This is a genomic window from Streptomyces sp. P1-3 (assembly GCF_050613155.1).
Taxonomy (GTDB): Bacteria; Actinomycetota; Actinomycetes; order Streptomycetales; family Streptomycetaceae; genus Streptomyces.
On the sequence record NZ_CP192512.1, the window covers coordinates 1,782,318 to 1,804,948 of the forward strand.

21 protein-coding genes are annotated in these 22,631 nt (G+C 70.3%); 4 read left to right on the plus strand and 17 right to left on the minus strand.

From position 1 onward, the window contains the following. Positions 1 to 72 precede the first annotated feature (72 nt). Positions 73 to 285 (minus strand): MbtH family protein, encoded by a 213-nt coding sequence (locus ACQUSR_RS07325; protein WP_431047434.1) that lies wholly within the window; start codon positions 283 to 285, stop codon positions 73 to 75. Positions 286 to 819: 534 nt separating this feature from the next. Here ACQUSR_RS07325 and ACQUSR_RS07330 point away from each other — a divergent pair. After that, positions 820 to 2,019, plus strand: a complete 1,200-nt coding sequence (locus ACQUSR_RS07330) for a cytochrome P450 (protein ID WP_431041738.1) — start codon at positions 820 to 822, stop codon at positions 2,017 to 2,019. Between the two features lie 83 nt (positions 2,020 to 2,102). Here ACQUSR_RS07330 and dpgC read toward each other — a convergent pair whose 3' ends face one another. The 5 genes from dpgC to ACQUSR_RS07355 form a co-directional block, all read right to left on the minus strand. Then, positions 2,103 to 3,428 (minus strand): (3,5-dihydroxyphenyl)acetyl-CoA 1,2-dioxygenase DpgC, encoded by a 1,326-nt coding sequence (gene dpgC / locus ACQUSR_RS07335; protein WP_431041739.1) that lies wholly within the window; start codon positions 3,426 to 3,428, stop codon positions 2,103 to 2,105. Beyond that, entirely contained in the window at positions 3,425 to 4,120 is a 696-nt protein-coding gene (dpgB, locus tag ACQUSR_RS07340) for an enoyl-CoA-hydratase DpgB (protein ID WP_431041740.1), read from the minus strand. The genes dpgC and dpgB overlap by 4 nt, the downstream gene beginning before the upstream one ends. 23 nt (positions 4,121 to 4,143) lie before the next feature. After that, positions 4,144 to 5,295, minus strand: coding sequence for a 3,5-dihydroxyphenylacetyl-CoA synthase DpgA (gene dpgA / locus ACQUSR_RS07345; RefSeq protein WP_431041741.1), 1,152 nt, complete (start codon positions 5,293 to 5,295; stop codon positions 4,144 to 4,146). Between the two features lie 107 nt (positions 5,296 to 5,402). After that, on the minus strand, positions 5,403 to 6,710 hold the full coding sequence (locus ACQUSR_RS07350) for a PLP-dependent aminotransferase family protein (protein WP_431041742.1): 1,308 nt from the start codon (positions 6,708 to 6,710) through the stop codon (positions 5,403 to 5,405). Between the two features lie 77 nt (positions 6,711 to 6,787). After that, the gene (locus tag ACQUSR_RS07355) at positions 6,788 to 8,374 is read right to left on the minus strand and encodes an MBL fold metallo-hydrolase (protein WP_431041743.1); all 1,587 of its coding nucleotides are present in this window, start codon (positions 8,372 to 8,374) and stop codon (positions 6,788 to 6,790) included. Positions 8,375 to 8,894: 520 nt separating this feature from the next. Here ACQUSR_RS07355 and dpgD point away from each other — a divergent pair. Next, positions 8,895 to 9,701, plus strand: coding sequence for an enoyl-CoA-hydratase DpgD (gene dpgD / locus ACQUSR_RS07360; protein ID WP_431041744.1), 807 nt, complete (start codon positions 8,895 to 8,897; stop codon positions 9,699 to 9,701). 137 nt (positions 9,702 to 9,838) lie between these two features. On the opposite strand, the gene ACQUSR_RS07365 is transcribed toward dpgD, so the two are convergent. From ACQUSR_RS07365 to ACQUSR_RS07400, 8 genes are all read right to left on the minus strand, one after another. Next, positions 9,839 to 11,167, minus strand: coding sequence for a class I SAM-dependent RNA methyltransferase (locus ACQUSR_RS07365; protein WP_431041745.1), 1,329 nt, complete (start codon positions 11,165 to 11,167; stop codon positions 9,839 to 9,841). Between the two features lie 149 nt (positions 11,168 to 11,316). Next, positions 11,317 to 13,392, minus strand: coding sequence for an APC family permease (locus ACQUSR_RS07370; protein ID WP_431041746.1), 2,076 nt, complete (start codon positions 13,390 to 13,392; stop codon positions 11,317 to 11,319). A 97-nt stretch (positions 13,393 to 13,489) separates the two neighbouring features. Beyond that, positions 13,490 to 14,608 (minus strand): cytochrome P450 family protein, encoded by a 1,119-nt coding sequence (locus ACQUSR_RS07375; protein ID WP_431041747.1) that lies wholly within the window; start codon positions 14,606 to 14,608, stop codon positions 13,490 to 13,492. Beyond that, complete coding sequence (locus ACQUSR_RS07380) at positions 14,590 to 16,086, minus strand: cytochrome P450 (RefSeq protein ID WP_431041748.1); 1,497 nt, start codon at positions 16,084 to 16,086, stop codon at positions 14,590 to 14,592. The genes ACQUSR_RS07375 and ACQUSR_RS07380 overlap by 19 nt, the downstream gene beginning before the upstream one ends. After that, a complete protein-coding gene (locus tag ACQUSR_RS07385) occupies positions 16,083 to 16,685 on the minus strand; it encodes a GTP-binding protein (RefSeq protein ID WP_431041749.1) in 603 nt (200 codons plus the stop codon). The genes ACQUSR_RS07380 and ACQUSR_RS07385 overlap by 4 nt, the downstream gene beginning before the upstream one ends. Next, positions 16,663 to 17,025, minus strand: a complete 363-nt coding sequence (locus ACQUSR_RS07390) for a DUF742 domain-containing protein (protein WP_431041750.1) — start codon at positions 17,023 to 17,025, stop codon at positions 16,663 to 16,665. Before ACQUSR_RS07390 ends, ACQUSR_RS07385 begins: the two co-directional genes overlap by 23 nt. Then, positions 17,022 to 17,444, minus strand: coding sequence for a roadblock/LC7 domain-containing protein (locus ACQUSR_RS07395; RefSeq protein WP_431041751.1), 423 nt, complete (start codon positions 17,442 to 17,444; stop codon positions 17,022 to 17,024). Before ACQUSR_RS07395 ends, ACQUSR_RS07390 begins: the two co-directional genes overlap by 4 nt. Beyond that, on the minus strand, positions 17,441 to 18,910 hold the full coding sequence (locus tag ACQUSR_RS07400; protein WP_431041752.1) for an ATP-binding protein: 1,470 nt from the start codon (positions 18,908 to 18,910) through the stop codon (positions 17,441 to 17,443). Before ACQUSR_RS07400 ends, ACQUSR_RS07395 begins: the two co-directional genes overlap by 4 nt. A 271-nt stretch (positions 18,911 to 19,181) precedes the next feature. Here ACQUSR_RS07400 and ACQUSR_RS07405 point away from each other — a divergent pair, with 271 nt between their 5' ends. Together ACQUSR_RS07405 and ACQUSR_RS07410 are read left to right on the plus strand one after the other, a co-directional pair. Then, positions 19,182 to 19,844, plus strand: coding sequence for a potassium channel family protein (locus tag ACQUSR_RS07405; RefSeq protein WP_431041753.1), 663 nt, complete (start codon positions 19,182 to 19,184; stop codon positions 19,842 to 19,844). Further along, positions 19,844 to 20,521 carry a potassium channel family protein gene (locus tag ACQUSR_RS07410; protein ID WP_431041754.1) on the plus strand — a complete coding sequence of 226 codons (678 nt, stop codon included), beginning with the start codon at positions 19,844 to 19,846 and terminating at the stop codon, positions 20,519 to 20,521. Before ACQUSR_RS07405 ends, ACQUSR_RS07410 begins: the two co-directional genes overlap by 1 nt. Positions 20,522 to 20,614: 93 nt before the next feature. Here ACQUSR_RS07410 and ACQUSR_RS07415 read toward each other — a convergent pair whose 3' ends face one another. The 3 genes from ACQUSR_RS07415 to ACQUSR_RS07425 all read right to left on the minus strand — a co-directional run bounded on the left by ACQUSR_RS07415 (position 20,615) and on the right by ACQUSR_RS07425 (position 22,606). After that, positions 20,615 to 21,367 (minus strand): DUF3159 domain-containing protein, encoded by a 753-nt coding sequence (locus ACQUSR_RS07415; RefSeq protein ID WP_431041755.1) that lies wholly within the window; start codon positions 21,365 to 21,367, stop codon positions 20,615 to 20,617. A 3-nt stretch (positions 21,368 to 21,370) separates the two neighbouring features. Further along, positions 21,371 to 21,769: an OB-fold nucleic acid binding domain-containing protein gene (locus ACQUSR_RS07420; protein WP_431041756.1), complete on the minus strand. Its 399-nt coding sequence runs from the start codon at positions 21,767 to 21,769 to the stop codon at positions 21,371 to 21,373. A 153-nt stretch (positions 21,770 to 21,922) separates the two neighbouring features. Beyond that, a complete protein-coding gene (locus tag ACQUSR_RS07425; protein WP_431041757.1) occupies positions 21,923 to 22,606 on the minus strand; it encodes a response regulator in 684 nt (227 codons plus the stop codon). Positions 22,607 to 22,631: the final 25 nt, after the last annotated feature.

The window sequence follows — 22,631 nt, forward strand, 5'->3', positions numbered from 1 at the left end:
CTCCGGACCTCAGGGCCACAGCGCACACCCGGGACCGGCAGATACCGGTCCCGGGGCCGCGGCCGGGTAGGTCTACTTGCCTTCCATGGCCCCGATCAGGCTCTTGGGGCGCATGTCGGTCCAGGACTTCTCGACGTAGTCGAGGCACTCCTGGCGCGGGGCCTCCCCGAAGACCTTCTCCCAGCCTTCCGGTACGTCGACGAACACCGGCCAGAGCGAGTGCTGTCCCTCTTCGTTCACCAGGACCAGGTAGTTGGCATCGGGATCATCGAACGGATTCGTCATCACGTTGTCCTCTCTGGGCAATGACATGGACGCATGGTCAGTGGGTTTCACCAACGCATTTTCGGCCGGCTGGCACATACATGGCGCAGCAGACCGCACTGAATGGCGGGACCGGAATCCACCTGCCGCCACGCCACCTCACGGGACATCACGACTCTGCGGTGGTGATCCACTATGACCCAGGGCCGTGCGGTTACTCAATGTCTGGATCACGCACTGCCCGCAGACCCCGCGACCTGCGGCTCTATTGCTCGTGCGGGCAGTTCAACTGTGCCCTTGCAGCAGTTGAACATTACGCCGGATGGCGCGATCTTGACGACTTGCGAAGCATCGTGACAGCGTGACATCCGCCTGAAGGAATGTCACTCGCGCCGCTGTCGATAATCCATGGACGGCGTCAAGCCGGGCCCGTCTTCACGGATGGTGATCCGTCGCTTACCGGCCGCTTGCTCGCCGATTTCCCGGCGCGTTCCCAACTCCTTGAGGAACTCGCATTTCTGTTCCGGGGACCAAGAAAACTTGTGAGGCATCCGCATGCGCAGTGAGCCGGCCGGGCAGCCGGAGATCAACCTGGTGGATCCCAAGCTCTATTCGGACGGCGACCCGTTCGTGCAGTGGCGATGGCTCCGCGACAACGAGCCTATGTACTGGCATCCGCCCACGGAACTCCCGGGCTTCTGGGCACTGACCCGTTACGAGGACGTGCGCACGGCCTATCGGGATTCCGAGACCTTCAGCTCGGCCCAGGGAATCCTCCTGCGGCCGACCGACCACGGTGCCGACCCCGGGGGCGGGCGGACCCTTGCCCTCACCGACCCGCCCCGCCACCGCCAGCTGCGCGGCCTGGTCGACTCGTGGTTCGCGGTGCGGTCGGTGCGCGAACTCGAGGCGGAGATGGAGGACGTGGCCCGCTCCGTGGTCGACTCGGCCCTGGAGCGCGGGAGTTGCGACTTCGTGACGGACGTCGCCGCGCGCGTACCGCTGTATGTGATCTGCAAGATGATGGGCGTTCCAGACTCCGACTGGGAGCGCCTTTACACCCTGACGAGCCAGGCGTTCGGCGCGGGTGACCCGGCCACCCGCCGGTTTGCCCACCTCGAAATCATGGGGTACTTCGAGGAGTTGCAGGAAGAGAAGGCGGACGACCCGGGCGACGACCTGGTGAGCGTGCTGGTCACGGGAACCATCGAAGGGAAGCCGCTCAGCACCGAGGACGTCCTGCTCAACTGCAACAACCTGCTCGTCGGGGGCACGGAGAACACGCGTATCGCCGCCTCCGGAGGCATGCTGGCGCTCCTGGAGCACCCCGAGCAGTGGCAGCGCCTCGGGGAGGACCCGGCGCTGCTGCAGCCCGCGGTCGACGAGATCCTGCGCTGGACGTCCACGGCCACGCACATCATGCGTACGGCGGTGCGGCCGACGGAGATCCACGGGCGCCGGGTGGAGGTCGGCGACCGGGTCACGTTCTGGCTGCCGTCGGCCAACCGCGATGAGCGGATCTTCGACGACCCGGACACGTTCGACATCACCCGCAAGCCCAACCGGCACCTGGCCCTCGGCTTCGGTGAGCACTTCTGCATCGGCAGCATGCTGGCGAAGGTGGAACTGCGGTTGCTTTACCAGGAGTTGCTGACCCGCTCGATCCGGGTGGAGCTCGACGGCGAGCCGAAGCTGCTCGACTCGATCGTGGTGAACGGGCCGGAGCGGCTGCCCGTGAAGCTGACCGCGGCGTAACGCATAAAAGTGTCCGCCCCGGTCCCCTCTCGAGAGGGGACCGGGGCGGACACTTTTGCGTTGCCGCTACCGTCCCGTTGCCGCTACCGTCCCGTCGTCGCAGCCGTGGCGAAGCGCCCGACCTTGTCGATCACGTCGGAGCTGTACAGGCGCAGCGACTGCTGGAGCGCGAACTCGGCCATGTACTCGCGGAACGCCTCGGGTGACTCCTCGGCGAGGTTGAGCATCCGCCGGTTGGCGAGGACCGCGGAGCCCTGGAAGCGCTCGGCCGCGCGTTCCACGGCGGCGTCCAGGTCGCCGTGGTCGTGGACCTCGTCGATCAGCAGCCCGGCATCGGGTTCGCTGGCGAAGAGGCGCCGGCCCTCCAGGATGATCTGCCGGGCACGGCGCGGGCCAACAGCCCGCGTCAGCCGGTAGTTGGAGGCCCCGGGGATGATCCCTTCCTTGGCCGCGGGCAGGGAGACGTAGGCGTCCGCCGCCGCGATCACATGGTCGAAGGCCAGCAGGAGCTGACAGCCGCCACCGATCGCGAAGGTGTCGACCACGCCGATCCACGGCTTCTCGACGGTGCGGGACCGCCAGGCGGGGCCGTCGTCGGTCAGGACGCCGCGCACCAGCTTGTGGATGTAGCCGAGTTCGCGGCGCAGCAGGAAGTCGGTCAGGGAGATGCCGCCGCTGTGCAGCGTCTTCAGGTTGATGCCCGCGCTGAAGACGCGGCGGCCCCGGTAGCGGGGGTGGGTCATCTCGCCGCCCCGGACCAGACCGACTTCCACAGCCGGGTCGAGGAGGGCGAGGTCGACGGCGGTCTCCATGTCGTCGACCTGCTGGTTGTCCTCCGCGTTCAGCGAGTCCTCGCGGCACAGGGTGAGGCGAGCCACGGCCCCTGTGCGTTCGAGGCGTACGGAGGTGAGTTCGACCTTGCCGGTGCGGCTGAACTCCGGAAGGAGCTCGAGGGCGCGGGGGGTCGGGCGCAGCATCGCGTCGAACAGGTGCGGTCCGGCCCCCGGCGAGCGCAGGACGTGCTGCAGGAAGATGCCCTGGTCGATCTCGCGGCCTTCCTTGTGGGCCTGTGGCCGGGCGCGCTCGTCGGCCAGCTGCTCGTCGGTGGGGACGAGGCCGGGGAAGGCCGTGGCCGCGGCGCGGGCGAGTTCGGTCACCCGCAGGTGGCGGGTGCGGCCCGTGGTGAGCTCGTCGTAGACGGCTTCCACGTGCGTCTCGAGGAACGCGGCGCGCAGGGTGCGGGTGGCGTCGATCGCCGCCTGTGCGGCGGCGCGCTGCTCCGGTGACCGGTGTTCCGGTACGGGCAGGGCGCGCAGCGTCTCGTCGGTGTCGCGTGCCGCCCGGGCGATCGCCGTACGGGCCTGGTCCAGGTCGGCCCGTACGGCGCGCAGATCGTCGGCGTGCGTCATGCCGCTGCCTCGGCGGCGGCCCGGCGCAGGGTGAGGTCGCAGGCCGCCAGGTGGGTGCCGAGTGCTTCCTCGAACGTGGTGGTGGCGGCGTCGAACATCAGCTGGCGGCGGATCGCCAGGTCGCTCCCCGAGAGGGCGGCCGTGCGTTCGGTGATCTGGGCCAGGCTGCCCGCCACGTCGTCGCTGACCTCGTCGATCAGCTGCAGGTCGCGCGCTTCGGCGGCCTCGATGGGGAGGCCGAAGAGCACGGCCCGGCGGATCGCGGTGCTCGCCGCGTGGTTGGCGAGGCGGTACAGCGCCATGCCGGGCCACTGGGTGCCGTCGGTGACGGGCAGCGTCAGGCGGAGCGTTCCGGTGGCGATGCGGTAGTCGGTGGCGAGCAGCGCGTCCAGGGCGAGGCCGCCGCAGTCGCCCTCGGCGACGGCGAGAGTGGCGACGGGCAACCGCTCGAGGCGGCGCAGCGCGCGCTCCCACTTGCTGACCAGCGACGTCGTCAGGTCCTCGGTCCACGGTGCGGCCGGGGCTCCGGAGACCTGGACGATGACGCGGGACCGTCCGGCGCCGTCCTCGGCGCGGTCGCAGACGGCGGTGACGGCCGCGATGACGTCGGCCGACAGGGGCTTGGTTCCGTCGATCCGCAGGACCAGGTCGTCGGCCTCGAGCTGCGCATCGATCGTGGAGATAGCGTTCATGACACCGTTCATCTGCTCGTTGTTCACCATTGCACCAGCGCTGTCTCGATGGTCGAGCCAGGGCCCATGGTCATCAGGACGCCGTAGTCGCCGGCCTGGACGACGCCTTCCTGGAGCAGCCGTTCGTAGGAGAACAGGAACGAACCGCTCGACAGGTTTCCGTAGTCGCGCAGCACGCCGGTGGTGTGGCGTACGTCGTGACGGGTGAGGCCCAGGTTGACGCGGACGGCGTCGATGACCTTCTTGCCGCCGGAGTGCACGAGCCAGTGGCTGATCTCGCTGCGACGCAGTCCGGCGCCGTCGAGGAGGCGATCGACGACCTGTTCGGCGTTGGCGCCGACCACGTAGGGGACGTGGGGGTCCAGGTAGAAGCTGAACTTCCCCTGCTCGTCGTCCCAGTCGTAGCGCATCGCGCCGATGGCGTCGGTGATCAGGTGGCTGGAGAAGCCCAGGATCCGGGGTCCGCCGGGTGCGGCGGGCACGTCGGCCCCCGCGTAGGCGGTGTCGGGGGCGTCGGCCATCAGGACGATCGCGGCGGCGCCGTCGCCGAAGAGGCTGTTCACGACGGATGTGCGCAGGGTGTCGTCGATGACGTAGGCGGCCGAGCAGGCTTCCGTGCACAGCATGACGGCGGCCTTGCCGGGGTTGGCCATGGCCCAGCTGGCCGTGGCATTCAGAGCGTTCAGCCCGGCGTTGCAGCCCATGCCGACGACGTCGACGCGGCTGGTCTTCGCCGGAATGCCCATGTCACGTATGAGGTGGGCGCTCAGGCCGGGGGTGAGGAAGCCTGTGGTGGTGGTGCAGCACAGGTAGTCGATGTCGGCGATGTCGAGGCCGACGTTGTCCAGGGCGGCCCGCACGGCGCGGGCTCCCATGTCGAGGGCGATGCGCTTGTGCTTGTCGAGGAGTTCGCCCTGGACCTCGCTGCGCAGGGCGCCGTCGGCGTCCCGGGGCGGCAGGGTCAGGAAGCGGCGTTCGATCGCGCTGTTGAGGAACACCGAGCGGACCTTGGGGTCCGTGATGTCGAAGAGGTCGAGCACCTCACGCTGGGTGTAGGAGTGCTCGGTGGTGGCGGTGGCCACGCTGGTGATCCGGGCACGGCCCGGGGTCTTGCCGCGGCCCGGGTCGACGGCGTCCAGGACGCCGGTGCCGGGAAGGGTCAGGTCTACGCTCATCGGTACTTCCACCCCCACATACGACGCTTGCTGCGGTCACGGGACTGTGCTGCCATCACACTGATCACTTTCCGGTAGGCGGTGGACACGGACGGGTCGGGCCGCGATCAGCCGCGGCCCGGGGCCTCGGCCCTGATGAAGCGCGCGAGCCGGGCGATGCCCTCGACGATGTCGTCGGGGGTCAGATAGCTGATCGAGAGCCGGAGGCTGCGGTCGCCGCCGCCCTGCGGATAGAAGTAGGACATCGGCGTCCAGATGACGCCGTGCTCCTCCGCCGAGCGCACCAGTGCGGCATTGTCGGCGGTGAAGGGGACGTCGACGCCGAGGAAGAATCCACCGGCGGGCTCGTTCCAGCGGACGCCGAGCGCGGCCCGCTCCTCTTCGGGGAACTGCGCGTCCAGCTCGTGGAGTACGGCCTTCATGGCCGCGCCGTAGTGGGCGGCGGTCTCGGTGTTGAGGTCCGCGGTCCGTCCGTCGGCGGCGAGCAGCATGCCCCCCACCGCGGCCTGGGCCAGCGGCGAGGTGTTCACCGTGACCATGCTCTTGAGCTTGATGAGCTCGTCGGCCAGCAGGGCGGTGTTGCCCTCCCGGTCGACGACGGGCTGGTCGGCGACGGCGAACCCCACGCGGGCGCCGGGGAACAGGGTCTTGGAGTAGGAGCCGAGGTGGACGACGCGCCGGTCCCGGTCGAGGGACTTGAGGGTCGGCACCTGCTGTCCAGGGCTGACGAGCCGGTAGGGGCTGTCCTCCAGGACGAGGATGTCCTCCCGGGCGGCCAGGTCGAGCAGCTCGTGCCGTTCCCGGAGCGACATGGTGTTGCCGGACGGGTTGGCGTGGTCGGGCACCACGTAGAAGGCGCGGGGGCGGCGGCCACGGGCGCGTTCCGCCGCGAGGGCCGCCTCCAGGTCCGCGCAGTGGAATCCGTCGACGCGCTCCTGGACGGGGGTCGGCTCGAAGCCGAGCATGCGGGCGGCGCCGGTGATTCCCGGGTAGCAGGGGCTGGAGACCAGCAGCACGTCCTCGGGTGTGGGGACGAGTGCGCGCAGGGCGAGGAACATCGCTTCCTGGCAGCCCACGGTGACGACGACGGCCTCGGGCGGCACGTCGATGTTCTCGTCCTTGCGCAGCGAGTCGGCGATCAGGTCGCGGATGCGGCCGCCGGTCGGGCCGTACTGGAAGAGCGCGTCGCGGATCTTGGCGGGCGAGTTGCCCTGCTCCTCGAGGTGGTGCAGGTAGCGGCGGATGTGCGTGAAGATCTGCTCGACGTCGAAGAAGCCGTCGTAGGGGCGGCCCGGGGCGAACGAGATCGTCTCCGGGTAGCGGTGGGTGATCTCGTTGAGGAAGTTCATGGTGTCGAGCACCGGGTCGGAGACGCTGGTGTGCAGCTCCTCCTTCTTCAGCCGGGTCGCGGCCAAGGGAGTGCCTCCCAGGAGGCGGACGGCCCAAGCGGCCGTCCGCCTCAGTCGTAGGGACGGGGGGAGTCAGGCGCTGACTACCAGCGCCACTCCTGCTGGCCGTACAGGTGGCCGGCCTTGATGTCGCGCTCCTTGCACCAGGTCATGAACTCTTCGATCTGCTTGATCTGGTACGTGTCCTCGGTGTACGTGGTGGCCATGACGTGGCCGAGCCAGGGCTCCTCGCCCATCGCGTACACATAGGCCTCGCGGGCGCCGAGCTCCGTCATGATGGCCGCGGCCTGCTCCGCGTTCGAGCCCGAAAGCTTGCGGGAGTGGCTCAGCTTCTTGGAGACGGGGATGGTCAGGAGCGCCTTGTACAGCCAGGTCAGCGGGGCGCCGTCGCACTCCATGCCGAGGAACGCGATGTCGGCCGTGCCCAGGTGCTGCTTGACGTAGCGGTACAGCATCGGGTCGATCCCGGAGGAGTCCGCGCCGATGTAGATCTTCTTGCCCGCGAGCTCCGCCCAGAACGTGGACTTGCCGCGGATGTCGAGGTCGCAGTGCTCGCCCAGGAACGGCGTCGCCGTGATCTTGCCGCCGGGGAACTCCACCTCGTCGAAGTCGTCGACCTCGATGACGTCGAAGCCCACGTTCTTGAGCATCAGCGCCATGGACGGGTCGGACAGGTTGCCGCGGGAGGAGCGCGGCACGACGATCGCGCCGACGCGGCCGCGCAGCTGGAGCAGCGTCTCCAGGACGATGTGGTCCTGGTGGCCGTGCGTGATCAGCACCAGGTCGATGTAGTCCGGCAGGTCGTCCAGGGTGTACCGGTCACCGGCCGTGCTGTCGGCGCTGATGAACGGGTCGGTCACGATGGCGGCCTCGGGCGTCTGCAGCACCAGGCAGGCGTGCCCGAAGTAGCGGATGCGGCCGCCCGACTCGATGTGCCGGTCCGGGGACAGGCTCGGCCGGTCGGACAGCAGGCCCGTGAGCTGCTTCGCCTGCGCGTCGTTGAGCTCGAGGGCCTCGCGCAGCTTCGCCAGGGTCGTCGGGCGCACGCGCGACATGAACAGGTCCTTGAGACCCTCGTGCCGGAACGGCAGCGGCAGGTCGATCACGTCCGGCGACGGCAGGCGCGGCGTGCTCAGGATGAACGGGCGCTCGTAGCCCGGCTCGAGCGACAGCTGCACCGACTGGCGCGCCTCGCTGTACAGGCCGCTGTTCTTGTAGACGAGCGGCTCCATGAACCGCATCTGCGCCTGGTTGTCGGTGTCGTAGGCGAGCTCTACCAGGCCGCCGAGCTCCTTCGGCAGCTGCGGGTACAGCGGCGTCAGGTCGAAGCCGGTGGCGTTGGCGCGCAGCAGCTCCTGGCCCTTGGCGATCGCGTCGGCGAACGCCAGCATGTCTGCCCGGTCCCGCTTGATGGCGGCCACCAGGTCACGCACCTCGTCGGCGCGCTCCTCGGGGATATTGACGAAGTAACCGCCGCGCAGCTCCGGGTTGTTGCTCGCCGCGACGTGCACCTTCGGGTTCTGCAAATACGACTCGAGCATCGGAACCTGCAGGAACGCGAGATTCATCGCGGCCTGTACGGGCGCCAATGTGTGCGGCCAGACAAAGAACCTGTCGACCAGCGGCTCGACTATCGCCTTCGAACGCAGAAACAGTTGCTCATCCGACATCTGCCCCACCTCTCTTCGAGATTCCACGGGATGGTTCGTCCCGGGCAGTGCGAATGCCAACTCACCGCTGGCGGAACGCTGGACTGCGGAGACTACAAAGCAAGCACGGAGGCCGGACGTGTCGACACGCCTCGCCCCGCAGCCCACCCGAGCGATACGTGCAGCACTATGGCGCGGACCCCCATAGATGATCAATAGCGTCCCGAAGCGCTTGAACAACGAACACCGCTCTGTGAACTCTCCCTTGGAGTAAGGGGTGTTTAACAGGATCGGCAGGGGTTCAAGTGTGGCAGCGCGGCAGTTGAACACACCCGTTCTTGCCTGTGCGGGGCAGAGGCGCAAGGATGGCGCACGCTGAGAGTTCCAGCGCTCCCCAACGCTTTCCGCGTTGATCCGGGACGTGCTCCGCTCTCCTTTCTGTTTTTCTGGCGTTTCCCGGTCACGCACAACGTCACGCACACATCGGCCGGTTCTCCGCCGCTTCCTTCGAACTCCGCCCGTAAAAGGGGGTGTCAGCTCGGTGACTGACGCAGAAGAACCGGTGGTGCTGTACGAGAAGAGGGGGCATGTCGCCCATGTGACGCTCAATCGGCCGGCCGTACTCAACGCGATGAATCTGCGGACGCACGAGGAGCTGGCCAGGGTCTGGGACGACGTCGAGGCCGATGACGAGGTGTGGGTCGCCGTGCTGACCGGCGCGGGCAGCAGGTCCTTCTCGGTCGGACAGGACCTGCGCGAGCGAGCCGAGCTCGACCGGCAGGGGGTGCCCCCGTCGACGTTCGGCAGCCGCGGTCAACCGGGTTGGCCCCGCCTGACTGAGCGGTTCACCCTGTCCAAACCGGTCATCGCCCGCGTGAACGGCTATGCACTCGGCGGGGGCTTCGAAATCGCCCTGGCCTGCGACCTCGTCATCGCCTCCGACCACTCGGTCTTCGCCCTGCCCGAGGCGACCCTCGGATTGGTGCCCGGCGCCGGAGGAGCGTTCCGGCTGGCACGCCAGATCCCCCTCAAGACCGCAATGGGCTACCTGCTGACCGGCCGCCGGATGAGTGCGGACGAGGCGCTGCGCCTTGGCCTGGTGAACGAGGTGGTGCCGGAGGAGGAGCTCGATGCGGCCGTCACCGCATGGACCGACGCCCTGCAGCGCAGCGCTCCCCTGGCCGTGCGCGCCATCAAGGAAGCGGTGATGCGCTCCCTGGACATGCCGCTCCCGGAAGCCTTCGTCACACCGTTCGCCTGGGAGCAGCGACGCAGGCACAGCGCGGATGCCGTCGAGGGCCCGCGGGCGTTCACCGAGAAGCGCGAACCCGTCTGGCGCGGGCGGTGACAACAGCGAATGGCCGCTGCACAGCGGACTGCTGGCCTGCTCTGTCGGCTACCTGACCAGAACGAGCGTCAGGTGGGCGTCACGGCATCGCCCGTAACGCCCCCAACACGCATCACGCTCACGTGAGAAGCCGCAGGTCAGCGGTCGTTCTTCACCGGCTCCAGCACCGCCACGCACTCCACATGGTGCGTCATCGGGAACAGGTCGAACGCGCGCAGCCGCCGTACCCGGTAGCCCGACTCCGCGAAGTACTTCAGGTCGCGTGCCAGTGCTGCCGGGTCGCAGGCCACGTACGCGATGCGGCGCGCGCCCAGGCTCGCCACGTGGCGTACCGTCTGCCGGCCCGCGCCCGCGCGCGGGGGGTCGAGGACGACCAGGTCGACCTCGGTGATGCCGGTGCGGGGCAGGGCCTGCTCGACCTTGCCCTGTTCGATGCGGACCCGGTCCAGGTCCTGGAGGTTGTGGCGGGCGTCCTCGACCGCCCGCTTGCCGGACTCGATGCCGAGCACCGCGCCGGTGTCACCGACCCGTTCGGCGAGGGCGCCCGCGAAGAGGCCGACGCCGCAGTACAGGTCGAGGGCCATCTCGCCCTTGCGCGGCATGAGGCCCTGCATCACCGCCTCGACCAGCAGCTCCGCGGCCCTCGGGTGGACCTGCCAGAAGCCGCCGCCGCCGACCCGCCAGGTGCGGTCCAGGGCGCGCTCGCGGACGAAGGGGCGGCCGTGGACGCGGTGCACGCCTCCGGTCTTCTCGTCGACGCGCAGGACCGAGACCGGCTTGTCGAGTTCCACCAGCGGAAGGCGGCCGCCCGGGCGCGGGGTGAGGACGACCTGACGGTCCTGCGAACCGGTGGCGGCGATGGCCTCGACCGTGGCGATCTGCGGCCACACGCGCTTCTCGACGCCGAGTTCGGTGACGCCGGGGGCGGCGATCAGGCAGCGGTCGATGGGCATGACTTCGTGGGAGCGGTGCTTGCGCAGCCCGGCCCGGCCCTCGGCGTCCACCGCGTACTGGACGCGGGTCCGCCACGCCGGGACCTCGCCCTTGGCGACCTTGTCGCCGGGCGCGGGCTCCACCGTGCCGTCCCAGCCGGCCTCCTCGGCCGTCAGTCCGGCCAGCCGCTGGAGCTGCTCGGCGACGACCGCGGCCTTGAGGCGGCGCTGGGCGCCGGGTGCGACGTGCTGCCAGTCGCAGCCGCCGCACGCCCCCGGGCCGGAGAAGGGGCAAGGGGCCTCGACCCGGTCCTTCGACGGCTCACGTACCTCTACTGCGTCCGCGCGCAGGAAGCGCGACTCCGTGTCGCCCTCGGTGACCCGGGCGACGACCCGCTCACCGGGCAGCGCGTGCCGGACGAACAGCACCCGGCCCTCCGCGGTGCGGGCGATGCAGTGCCCGCCGTGCGCGACGGGGCCCACCTCGACCTCGTACTCCTCGCCGACCAGCGATGCGTGGGCTTCGGATTGCATGGCGTGGTGGCTCCAGTACGTGAGGGGTGCGGCAGGCAGGGGCGGGTGCGTCAGAGGTGCGGAGGGCGGCGGCGGGGTTCGACGGCTCTCGTCCCCTTCCGGGACACCAGCCGTCCAGTCTACGTCCCGTCGCCGCCGCGTCGCACGACCTACTTCTTCGTCGCCGCCTCGGTGGACGGCTTCGCGGCCGCCTTCTCGCCCTTGGGCTGGGCCACCGGGCCGCGCCGCACCGCGCCCGGCGCGTGCCACTCGGCCCGCTTGCGCGCCCGCTTCTTCGCCTGCTCGGAGGAGTCCAGCTGCCAGGGCACCGACGTCACCATCACGCCCGGCGTGAACAGCAGCCGCCCCTTGAGGCGCAGGGCGCTCTGGTTGTGCAGCAGGTGCTCGTACCAGTGGCCGACCACGTATTCGGGGATGTAGATGCTGACCACGTCGCGCGGGCTCTCCCGCCGCAGGCCCTTGACGTAGTCGATGACCGGCCGGGTGATCTCGCGGTAGGGAGAGTCGAGGACCTTCAGCGGGACGTCGATGCCACGCTCGTGCCACTCGGTCCGCAGCGCCTGGGTCTCGGCCGCGTCGACGCCGACGCTGAGTGCCTCCAGGTTGTGGGAGCGCATCAGCTTGGCGTAGGCGAGAGCCCGCAGCGTCGGCTTGTGGATCTTGGATACGAGGACGATGGCGTGCACCCGCGAGGGGCGTACGGCGTCGTCGTAGGGCGCGTCGTCGGCCGCCAGCTCGTCGGCGACACCGTCGTAGTGCCGCCGGATCACGGTCATGATGACGTAGAAGATCACCATGCCCAGCAGGGCGACCCACGCGCCGTGGGTGAACTTGGTCAGCAGGACGACGACCAGCACCAGGCCGGTGAAGAAGGCACCGAACGCGTTGATGGCGCGGGAGCGGATCATGTGGCGGCGCTTGGCCGGGTCGCTCTCGTTCTCCAGGTGGCGGTTCCAGTGCCGCACCATGCCGGTCTGGCTGAGCGTGAAGGAGACGAAGACGCCGACGATGTAGAGCTGGATCAGCTTGGTGGAATCGGCGCCGTAGACGTAGACGAGGATCATCGCGGCACCGGCGAGGAGCACGATGCCGTTGGAGAACGCCAGCCGGTCGCCCCGGGTGTGCAGCTGGCGCGGCAGGTAGCGGTCCTGGGCCAGGATCGAGCCGAGCAGCGGGAAACCGTTGTACGCGGTGTTGGCGGCCAGGAACAGCACCAGCGCGGTGGCGGTGGCGAGCAGGATGAACAGGAAGGTCCCGTCGCCGAAGACGGCGGCCGCGACCTGCGAGATGACCGGGTCCTGGGTGTAGTCCGCGCCGACCGGGGTGCCGTCCTTGAGCAGGTCGTGGGCCGGGTTCTCGGCCATCTTCACATCGGTGGCCATGGCCAGCGCGATGATGCCGCAGAACATGGTGACGGCCAGGCCGCCCATCAGCGCCAGCGTGGTCGCCGCGTTCTTGCTCTTGGGCTTGCGGAAGGCGGGCACGCCGTTGCTGATGGCCTCGACGCCGGTGAGCGCCGCACAGCCGGAGGAGAAGGCGCGCAGCATCAGGAAGACGAGCGCGAAGCCGGCCAGCCCGGTCTGCTCGGGGTGGATCTCGTAGTCGGCGGTGGGGGCCTTCATCCCGTCCCCGGAGACCAGACCGCGGTAGGCGCCCCAGGCCAGCAGCAGGAAGACGCCCGCGACGAAGACGTAGGTCGGGATGGCGAAGAGCTTGCCGGATTCCTTTACGCCCCGCAGGTTCATCAGCGTCAGCAGGACGATGATGCCTATCGCGCACAGCGTCTTGTGCTCGATGAAGAACGGGATGGCGGAGCCGAGGTTCTCCACGCCGGAGGAGATCGACACGGCCACGGTGAGCACGTAGTCGACCAGCAGGGCGCTGGCCACGGTCAGGCCGGCCTTGGGCCCGAGGTTGGTGGTGGCGACCTCGTAGTCACCGCCGCCGCTGGGGTAGGCGCGGACGTTCTGGCGGTACGAGGCGACGACCGTGAACATCAGCACGACGACCGCGACGGCGATCCAGGGACTGTAGCTGTAGGCCGACACACCCGCCACGGACAGGACGAGGAGCACCTCGCCCGGCGCGTACGCCACGGAGGACAGTGGGTCGGACGCGAAGACCGGGAGGGCGATGCGCTTGGGGAGGAGCGTTTCTCCCAGCTTGTCGCTGCGCAGCGCCCGGCCGATCAGAATCCGTTTCGGTACGTCGGTCAGTTTGGACACAAGAGAGGATGTTAAGCGGTCGTCAAGACCATCAGTCAAACGAGGTCCCGCCCGCCGCCCGTGCGGGCGGCGGGCGGGAGCCGCGTGAGGGTCCGGGTCAGCTCAGCCGGGCGGGCAGCGTGCGGTGCCCGTTGGAGATGAACGACTCCACCGGGGCGAGCCCCTCCGGCGGCGCGGCGAGCCGCAGTCCGGGGAAGCGCTCGAACAGCGCCGGGAGCGCGATCTGCGCCTCCAGCCTGGCCAGCGGCGCCCCCAGGCAGAAGTGCACGCCGTGCCCGAAGGCCAGGTGGTCCTTGAGCTTGCGGGTGAGGTCGAAGCGGTCGGCGTCCTCGCCGTGCAGCTCCGGGTCGCGGCCCGCGGCGGCGTAGGCGGCGACGATCGCGTCGCCCTTGCGCAGCACCACGCCGCCGTCGAGCTCGATGTCCTCCACGGCGTAGCGCAGCGGCAGGTTGGCCACCGGCGCCTGGACGCGCAGTGTCTCGTCGATCACATCGTCCCAGCTCGCCTGCCCGGACCGGACGAGCTCCAGCTGGTCGGGGTGGGTGAGCAGGGCGTGGATGGCGTTGTCGAGCAGGTTGACGGTGGTCTCGTGCCCGGCGCTGATCAGCAGGAGCAGGGTGTCGGCCAGCTCCTGCTCGGTGAGCCGGGAGTCGCCGTCCTCGTCGCGGGCCGCGATCAGCCCGCTGGTGAGGTCGTCGCCCGGGTGCTCGCGCTTGTGGGCGATCACGCCGCCGATGATGACGTACATCTGCTCGTAGGTGCGGGTGACCTCCTCCGGATCGGCGGAGGTGTGGAAGATGCTGTCGACGCAGCGCCGCAGCCCCTCCCGGGTCTCCTGGTCGTCGATGCCGAACAGCTCGCAGATCACCTGGATCGGGATGGGGTACGCGTATCCCTCGCGCAGGTCAGCCGCCTCACCGGACGGGGTGGCCGCCAGGGTGTCGAGAAGCTCGGCGGTCATCTCCTCGATACGGGGCCGCAGGGCGGCGGTGCGGCGGGCGGTGAACGCCTTGGCGACCAGGGTGCGCAGCCGCCTGTGGTCGGGGCCGTACGCGGTGAACATGTTCTGCACGGCGACCCAGGTGAACAGCGGCCACTCGGGTGAGACCTCGCCGTTGATCCAGGTGGGCCAGTGCTGCCGCGGGTCCTTGGAGACGCGCGGGTCGGTGAGCAGTTCCTTCAGCAGCGACTGGCGGCTTATCGCCCATGCCACCACGCCGCCAGGGAGCTCCACAGGCGTCGCGGGCCCCTGGGCGCGGATCCGGGCTGCCTCGGCGTGGATGTCGCGCCCTGTGGGGTCGATGACGACGGGGCCTGACTGGACGGGGCCTGACTGGCTTGACTGGCGTTCCATCGGCTGTCTCCAGATGTGGGGTCGATGTGGTCGCGCGCGGGTACGGCCTCGGGTGCCGACACCTGCGTCGGCAGCGGCGTCGTCACGGTCAGGGGCACCGGGGGGAAGCGGACGGGCAGCGCGGCGAGGGCGCGGGCGAAGGGGCCGGGCCGCCAGGTCAGCTGGTCCGCCGGGACGGCGAGCTCGATGTCGGGGATCCGGTCCAGCAGCTTCTCCACCGCGACCGCCGCGATCAGCCGGGCCGCGTCCTTGCTGGGGCAGGTGTGCGGTCCGGCGCTCCAGGCCAGGTGGGCGCGGTTGCCCGCGCGGTGGTCGGAGACGAGGGCGGGGTCGTTGTTGGCGGCGGCGAGGCTGATCACGACCGGCTCGCCCTCCAGCAGCCGTACGCCCCCGAAGTCCAGGTCGTGCACGGGGTAGTGGATGGCGTAGTTGGCCATCGGCGGGTCCAGCCAGAGCACCTCGTCCAGCGCGTCGTCGACCGGCAGGCTGCCGCCGGACAGGTCGCCCGCGAAGCGGTCGTCGGAGAGCAGCAGCCGCAGCGCGTTGGTGATCAGGTTCTGCTGGGGCTCGGTTCCGGCGCCCATGAGGACGACGAGCTGGTGGATCATCTCCTCGTCGGTCAGCCGCACCGGGTGGGCCAGCATCCAGGAGGTGATGTCGGCGCCCGGCTGCCGGCGCTTGAGCGAGATCAGCTCGATGCACGTCTCGGTGAGCAGCGCGTTGGCGCGCTCGGCGTCGACCCCGTCGAAGATCCCCGACATGCCCTTGACCAGCCGCTCGCCGAGCGCGGGCGGGCAGCCGAAGAGCTGCTGGAAGACCTGGAGCGGCAGGACCTTGGCATAGTCGCCGAGCAGGTCCGCCTCCCCGGTGGGGGCGAACCGGTCGATGAGGGTGTCGGCGCTACGCTCGACATAGCCGCGCAGGGCGTTGGGGTCCACCCGGTCCAGACTGTCGGTGACCGGCTGGCGCAGCCTGGCGTGCGTCTCGCCGTCGTTGAACAGGCAGTTGGGGCGGTAGTGCATCATCGGCACGACCGGGTTGTCCGGGGCGACCCGGCCGTCGGCCAGCGCCTTCCAGCGCCGGGCGTCCTTGGCGAACTTCTCGGGGCTGCGCAGCACTTCGAGGGCGGCCTGGTAGCCGGTCACCAAGGTGGCGTGCACGCCGGGGGCGAGTTCGACCGGCGCGGTCGGCCCGTACTGCCGCAGCCGGGCGTAGACGGCGTGCGGGTCGGCGGCGAACTCGGGGCCGTACAACGGCTCGCGCGCGGCGTGGCCGGTGCCGCCCGTGTGCGCGGGGCAGCCGGGTGGCGGCACGGCACCGGTGTCGGGGGAGAAGGTCACACGGGCTCCTGGGTGGTACGGGCGTGCAGGTACTGGACGAGGGAGATCAGCGCCTGGGTGGAGGAGACGCGGTCACGGGCGTCGCAGGTGACCAGCGGGGTCTCCGGAAGAAGGTCGAGGGCCTCGCGGATCTCGGCCTCGGAGTGCGCCGGCGCGCCGTCGAAGTGGTTGACGGCGACGGCGTAGGGCAGCCCGTGCTCCTCCAGCAGGCCCATGACGTCGAAGGACTGCTCCAGGCGGCGGGTGTCGGCGAGCACCAGGGCGCCCAGCGCGCCGCGGGTCATGTCCTGCCACAGCCGGGTGAAGCGCTGCTGTCCGGGGGCGCCGAACAGGTACAGCACGAGTGAGTCGCTGAGGGTGAGTCGGCCGAAGTCCATGGCGACCGTGGTGGTCGTCTTGTCCTTGATGCCGGCGAGGTCGTCGACGAGCGCGCCGGCCTGCGTCATCGTCTCCTCGGTACGCAGCGGCTTGATCTCGGACAGCGAGCCGACGAAGGTCGTCTTGCCGACCGCGAAGTGCCCGACGACCAGGAGCTTGACCGCCGTCCGCACCGTCTGCCGCAGATAGACGCCGGAGTCAGAGGCGAGCACGGAGTCCATCGAGCACCTCCTGCAGGAGCTGGGCCTCGGGCAGTCGCGCCGAGGGGATGGGGGACCGGGTGGTGATGTGGCCGCTGTCCACGAGGTCGCCGAGCAGGACCTTGGTGACGCTGACGGACAGCCGCAGGTGGCCGGCGATCTCGGCGACGGACAGGGCTCCGCCCAGGCACAGCTCCATCAGCTTGCGCTTCTCGGGGCTGAGCCCGGCCAGCGGCCGGTCTCCGTGCGCCATCACCAGCGTGACCAGGTCGAACGTGTTACGGGTCGGGTGGGCGCGGCCGTCGGTGACGACGTACGGCCGGACCAGCCCTCGTTCCTCGCGCTTCCGCGGCGGGGTCATGCCGGGCTGCCGAGCCAGGTGGTGTTCTGCCGCGGTGGGCTGGTCAGTTCCTTGCCGAGCCGGTCGACCAGCTTCTGCATCCGGTAGGTGACGGCCTCCATGTCCACGTCCTCGGTGGCGGAGACGGCGAGGTAGGCGCCGGGGCCGGCGGCTATGAGGAACACGTAGCCGCCGGCGAACTCGACCAGCGTCTGCCGCCAGGGCGTCTCCTCGTGGTCACAGAACTCGGAGGTGCTGCGGCTGATCGACTGGAGTCCGGAGAGCGCGGCGGCCTGGCGCTCGGCCTCGTCCCGGTCGATGCCCTCGGAGTGGCTGCGGAGCATGCCGTCCGCGGAGAGCAGGATCGCGTGCCGCGCCTCCGGCATCCTCACGACCTCGTCGAGCATCCAGCCCAGCTCGTTGTTCATGTGGTCGTTCATGCCTGGCGATTCCCTTCGTCGTGGTGGGGGGCTGCGTCGTCTCGGGACTCCGCGCGGCCCGACCGGGTGCCGCGTGCGAAGGCCCCCATGCGCCGGGCGGTCTCCTCCGCCGAGCGGATGCGGTGCGAACCGGTGTCGGGCTCGGCCGCGGCCTGCTGCCCGTCGGCCGTCGGCCAGTCGTCCACCTGCTGCTGCCCCGCGGCCGGTTGGCGGCGGCGGCGCTTGGGCAGCCCGCCGGCCGTCGACGGGTATGTACGGGGCACGTCGTCGCCCACCTCCGGGTGGCCCAGCGGGGTCCGGGGCTCGGGCGCCGCCGGGCGGGCCGCGGCCGGGGGCTGGGGCTGCGACCGGGGCTGCGGCTGGGACGGCTGGGCGGCCTGGGGGGCCGCTGGGGGTCCCCCCGGACGGAGTCTGGGGGAGTCGGCCGCGGGCGGGGCGGTGGCGGGCATGGTGCGGGGTCCGTCCGGGTCCAGATGGGTGAGCAGCGCGCTGGGCAGGAACAGCACCGCGCGTACACCCCCGTACGGCGAGCGGGTGTCGACCGAGACGCTGAAGCCGTACCGGGCGGCGAGCACGCCGATCACCGGGAAGCCGAACTGCGGCGGGTCGCCGAGCCGGGCGACGTCCACCGGGCGGCGGCCGGTCAGATGGGCGGTGGCCCGCTGCGCCTCCTGGCCGTCCATGCCGACGCCCGCGTCGTCGATCACCACGCAGGCGCCGTTGTGCACCGGCTGCAGGCTGACCTCGACGGTGGTGTTCGGCTGCGAGTGGCGGGCGGCGTTGTCGAGCAGCTCGGCGACCGCGAGCACCACCGGCTCGACGGCGCGGCTGGCGACGGCGATGTCGATCTGGCTGTGCACCTGGACCCGGCGGTAGTCGCGGATACGGGACTTGGCGCCCCGTACCACGTCCGTGAGGGGGGAGGCGGCCCGCTGCCGGCCGGGCCACGAGCCGCACAGCACGGCGATGGCCTGGGCGCGCCGTCCGAACTGGGAGTTCGCGTGGTCGATCTCCAGCAGGTCGCGGAGCACATCGGGGTTGTCGTGCCGGTCCTGCATGTCGGAGATGGACAGCTGCTGCTCGTGCGCGAGCCCCTGGAGCGCCCGCATGGACGCCTTCAGTGCCGCCTTCGCCGAGGCATCGGCCTTCGCCTGGGCCTTCTCCCCCGCCTGGGCGAAGAGGTCGAGGAGCGTCTGGAGGCTCTGCGCGTACGCCGTTCCGGCGAGCCGTCCGTCCCTCAGTCCGGGCAGCGGACCCGGCTGGCTCAGCGCGTCGACGACGGCCGGGAGGCGGGCCGCGACCAGGTGCTGGAGCTCCTCGTCACGTGCCTGGAGGCTGCCTTCCAGAACGGCGGTTCGCTGGCGCACGGCGGCGGTGATGCGGTGCTGGCGCAGCAGCAGGACCAGGACGACGAGCAGGACCGCGGCCAGGCACCAGACCATCACCTCCGATATGTGATCTGTCATCAGTTCCTCATGGACGGGGGCGTACAGGAGTCCAGAAGCGGAATACGGCGATCATCCTAGCCACGCCGGTGACCATGCGTCCGCTCGCCGTAACTATTTGCGAACCCGTGAGGCAATTGGCGGGCGGACGGGCGGCCCCGCGACGCGACGGATCCCCGGCCGGGGGTTGCCGCTACGGTGGACCCAGACATGCGGAAAGCACAGAAGGAAGATGTGAACGGGTTGTTTACCGGAATCAGCGGGCCGACCAGGAGTGCGGGGTAGACAGGCCATGCACATCGTGATCATGGGCTGCGGCAGGGTGGGCGCCGCGCTCGCCCAGACCTTGGAGGCGCAGGGGCACACGGTCGCCGTCGTCGACCAGGACCCCACGGCCTTCCGCCGGCTGGGCGCCGGGTTCGGCGGCCGCCGGGTGACCGGCGTCGGCTTCGACCAGGACACCCTGCGCGAGGCGGGCATCGAGGAGGCCGGCGCGTTCGCCGCGGTCAGCAGCGGCGACAACTCCAACATCATCGCGGCCCGGGTGGCCCGGGAGATGTTCGGCGTGGAGAACGTCGCGGCCCGTATTTACGACCCTCGCCGCGCCGAGGTCTACCAGCGGCTCGGCATCCCCACCGTGGCCACGGTGCGCTGGACCGCCGACCAGATGCTGCGGCGGCTGCTGCCCTCGGGCGCGGAGCCGCTGTGGCGCGACCCGAGCGGCGGAGTGCAGCTCGCCGAGGTGCACGCCGCGCCGTCCTGGGTCGGGCACAAGGTCAGCAGGCTGCAGGAGGAGACCGGGGTGCGGGTGGCGTTCCTCACCCGCCTGGGCGAGGCGATGCTGCCGACCTCGCAGACGGTGCTGCAGGAGGGCGATCTCGTGCACGTGATGATGCGCTCGGACGAGGTCGAGAAGGTCGAGGCCGCGTTCGCGGCAGGGCCGGAGGAAGCGTGATGAGGGTTGCCATTGCCGGGGCCGGCGCGGTGGGCCGCTCCATCGCGGGTGAGCTCCTGGAGAACGGTCATGAGGTGCTCCTCATCGACAAGGCGCCGACCGCCATCTCGGTGGAACGGGTACCGCAGGCCGAGTGGCTGCTGGCCGACGCGTGCGAGATCACCTCGCTCGACGAGGCAGCGTTGCAGCGCTGCAACGTCGTCATCGCGGCGACCGGCGACGACAAGGTGAACCTGGTCGTCTCGCTGCTGGCGAAGACCGAGTACGGCGTGCCGCGGGTGGTGGCCCGGGTGAACAACCCCAAGAACGAGTGGCTGTTCAACGAGTCCTGGGGCGTCGACGTCGCCGTCTCCACGCCGCGTCTGATGTCCGCCCTGGTCGAGGAGGCGGTGAGCGTCGGCGACCTGGTGCGGCTGCTGCGCTTCAGCCACGGCGACGCGAACCTGGTGGAGCTGACGCTGCCGCCGGAGGCGGCGCTGGCGGGCACCCGGGTCGGCGAGGTGGCGTGGCCCGAGGACACCAGCCTGGTCACGATCATCCGCGGCACGCGGGTGCTGACCCCCAGCAAGGACGATGTGCTGGAGGCGGGTGACGAGCTGCTGTTCGTGGCGGCCCCGGCGCGCGAGGAGCAGCTGGAGGACCTGCTGTCGGTCCAGCGCGAGGAAGCCGCCGAGTGACGCCCGCGTAGGCGTACCGAAACGGCGGACTCCCCCCGGCTGCGGCTGGGGGGAGTCCGCCGTTTGAGGACCGTGTCCGGGCTGGGACCTCGGTCAGGAGGTCTCGACCTGGGCGCGCGCCGTGCGCTCGCGCTCCCGCTCGGCCTGCTCCTCCGCCTCCATCTCGGCGATGACGTCGATCGGCGGCGGCGCCTTGGCCAGGAAGATCCAGGTCAGGTAGACGCACAGCAGGAACGGCGGGATGCCCAGCGCCACCTTGACCCAGCCCAGCTGTGTGGCGTCGCCCCACCAGTAGAGCGGGAAGAGGATCGCCGACTTCGCCAGCAGGATCAGACCCCATGCCCACGTGGCCTTGGTGTACGCGCGGAACCGCCCCGGATTGCGGGTGCGCCAGGAGAGGTTCTCCTTGAGCATCGGGCCGAGCAGCACCCCGATCAGCGGGAAGCGGAAGATCGCCGAGAGGATGTAGGCGATCGCCAGGCCCAGCGTGTAGAGCATGCCGGGCAGGTAGAAGTTCTTGGCGTCCCCGGACATCATCGCGAAGATCGCGCCGAAGGCCACCCCGAAGACGCCGCTGAAGGCGTGCTTGAGGGTCTCCTTGCGCACCAGCCGGGCGACCGCGAGCAGCATGGTCAGCGCGAGCGCGGCGATGGCCGCCAGATGGATGTCCCGCTTGATGGTGTAGAGCAGGACGAAGACCAGACCGGGAACGGTCGTGTCGACCATCCCCCGCACCCCGCCGAACGCCTCCAGCAGCGCGGTGTCGGCCGCCGCCCTGCTCTGCGCGGCGGCGGCCGCGGCGTCCTGGTCGGTGTCGGTCAGGGCCTGCTTGCCTTCAGACGTCACCCGTCACTCCTGTCCGAGCGGTCGGAGCTCGTACTTGGGGTTGAACAGCACCCGGCGCCCGTGGCTCATGGAGATACGGCCGGTGGCTATCAGCTTGCGGCCCGGCTCTATCCCGATGATGGAGCGCCGGCCCAGCCACACCACGTCCAGGGCGGCGGTGCCGTCGAAGAGCTCCGCCTCCAGCGCGGGCACCCCGGCCCGCGGCCGCAGCGTGACCGTGCGCAGTGTACCGGTCACCTTGACGATCTGCCGGTCACCGCACTCGCCTATCTTGGTGCAGCCCGTGGCCTCCGCGTCCTGCTCCAGCTCGGCGGAGTGGAGCTCCTCCTGGGAGCTCGACAACCGGTCGAGCATGCGCCGGAAACGCCCGGCGGGCTTGTCGGTTCGGGGTACGGCACTCATACGGTCAGCGTACCGGGGTCCCCCGCGCGGGCTACCCCTCGAACGCGGGAACCCCTCCTGGGCCCCGGCTCACCCCTCGAAGCGGTAGCCCATCCCCGGCTCCGTGATACTGAATCTCCCGGGGGCAACCCCCGGACCCCCGGCCGGTGCGGCTCACCCCTCGAAGCGGTACCCCATCCCCGGCTCCGTGATGAAGTGCCGCGGGTGGGAGGGATCGGCCTCCAGCTTGCGGCGCAGCTGCGCCATGTAGACGCGCAGGTAGTTGGTCTCGGTCCCGTACGAGGGCCCCCAGACCTCCTGGAGCAGCTGCTTCTGGCTGACCAGCCGGCCGGTGTTGCGGACCAGCACCTCCAGCAGATGCCACTCGGTGGGGGTCAGCCGGACGTCGCGGTCACCGCGGTGGACCTTCTTGGCGGCCAGGTCGACGCTGAAGCTGTCGGTTTTGATCACCACCGCGTCGTCGCTCTGCCCGGTGGGCTCGGCGCGGCGCACAGCGGCGCGCAGCCGCGCCAGCAGCTCGTCCATGCCGAACGGCTTGGTGACGTAGTCGTCGGCCCCCGCGTCCAGCGCCTCGACCTTCTCGTCGGAGGTGTGACGCGCGGAGAGCACCAGGATCGGGACCCTGGTCCAGCCGCGCAGCCCCTTGATCACCTCGACGCCGTCCATGTCGGGCAGGCCCAGGTCGAGGACGACCACGTCGGGGTGGCGGGCGGCGGCGAGCTGGAGGGCCGTCGCGCCGTCGGGGGCGGCGTCCACCTCGTACTTGCGCGCCTTCAGGTTGATCACGAGGGCGCGTACGATCTGCGGCTCGTCGTCCACCACGAGCACCCGGTTCATTCGGCGGCCTGCCCTTCTGGTCTGT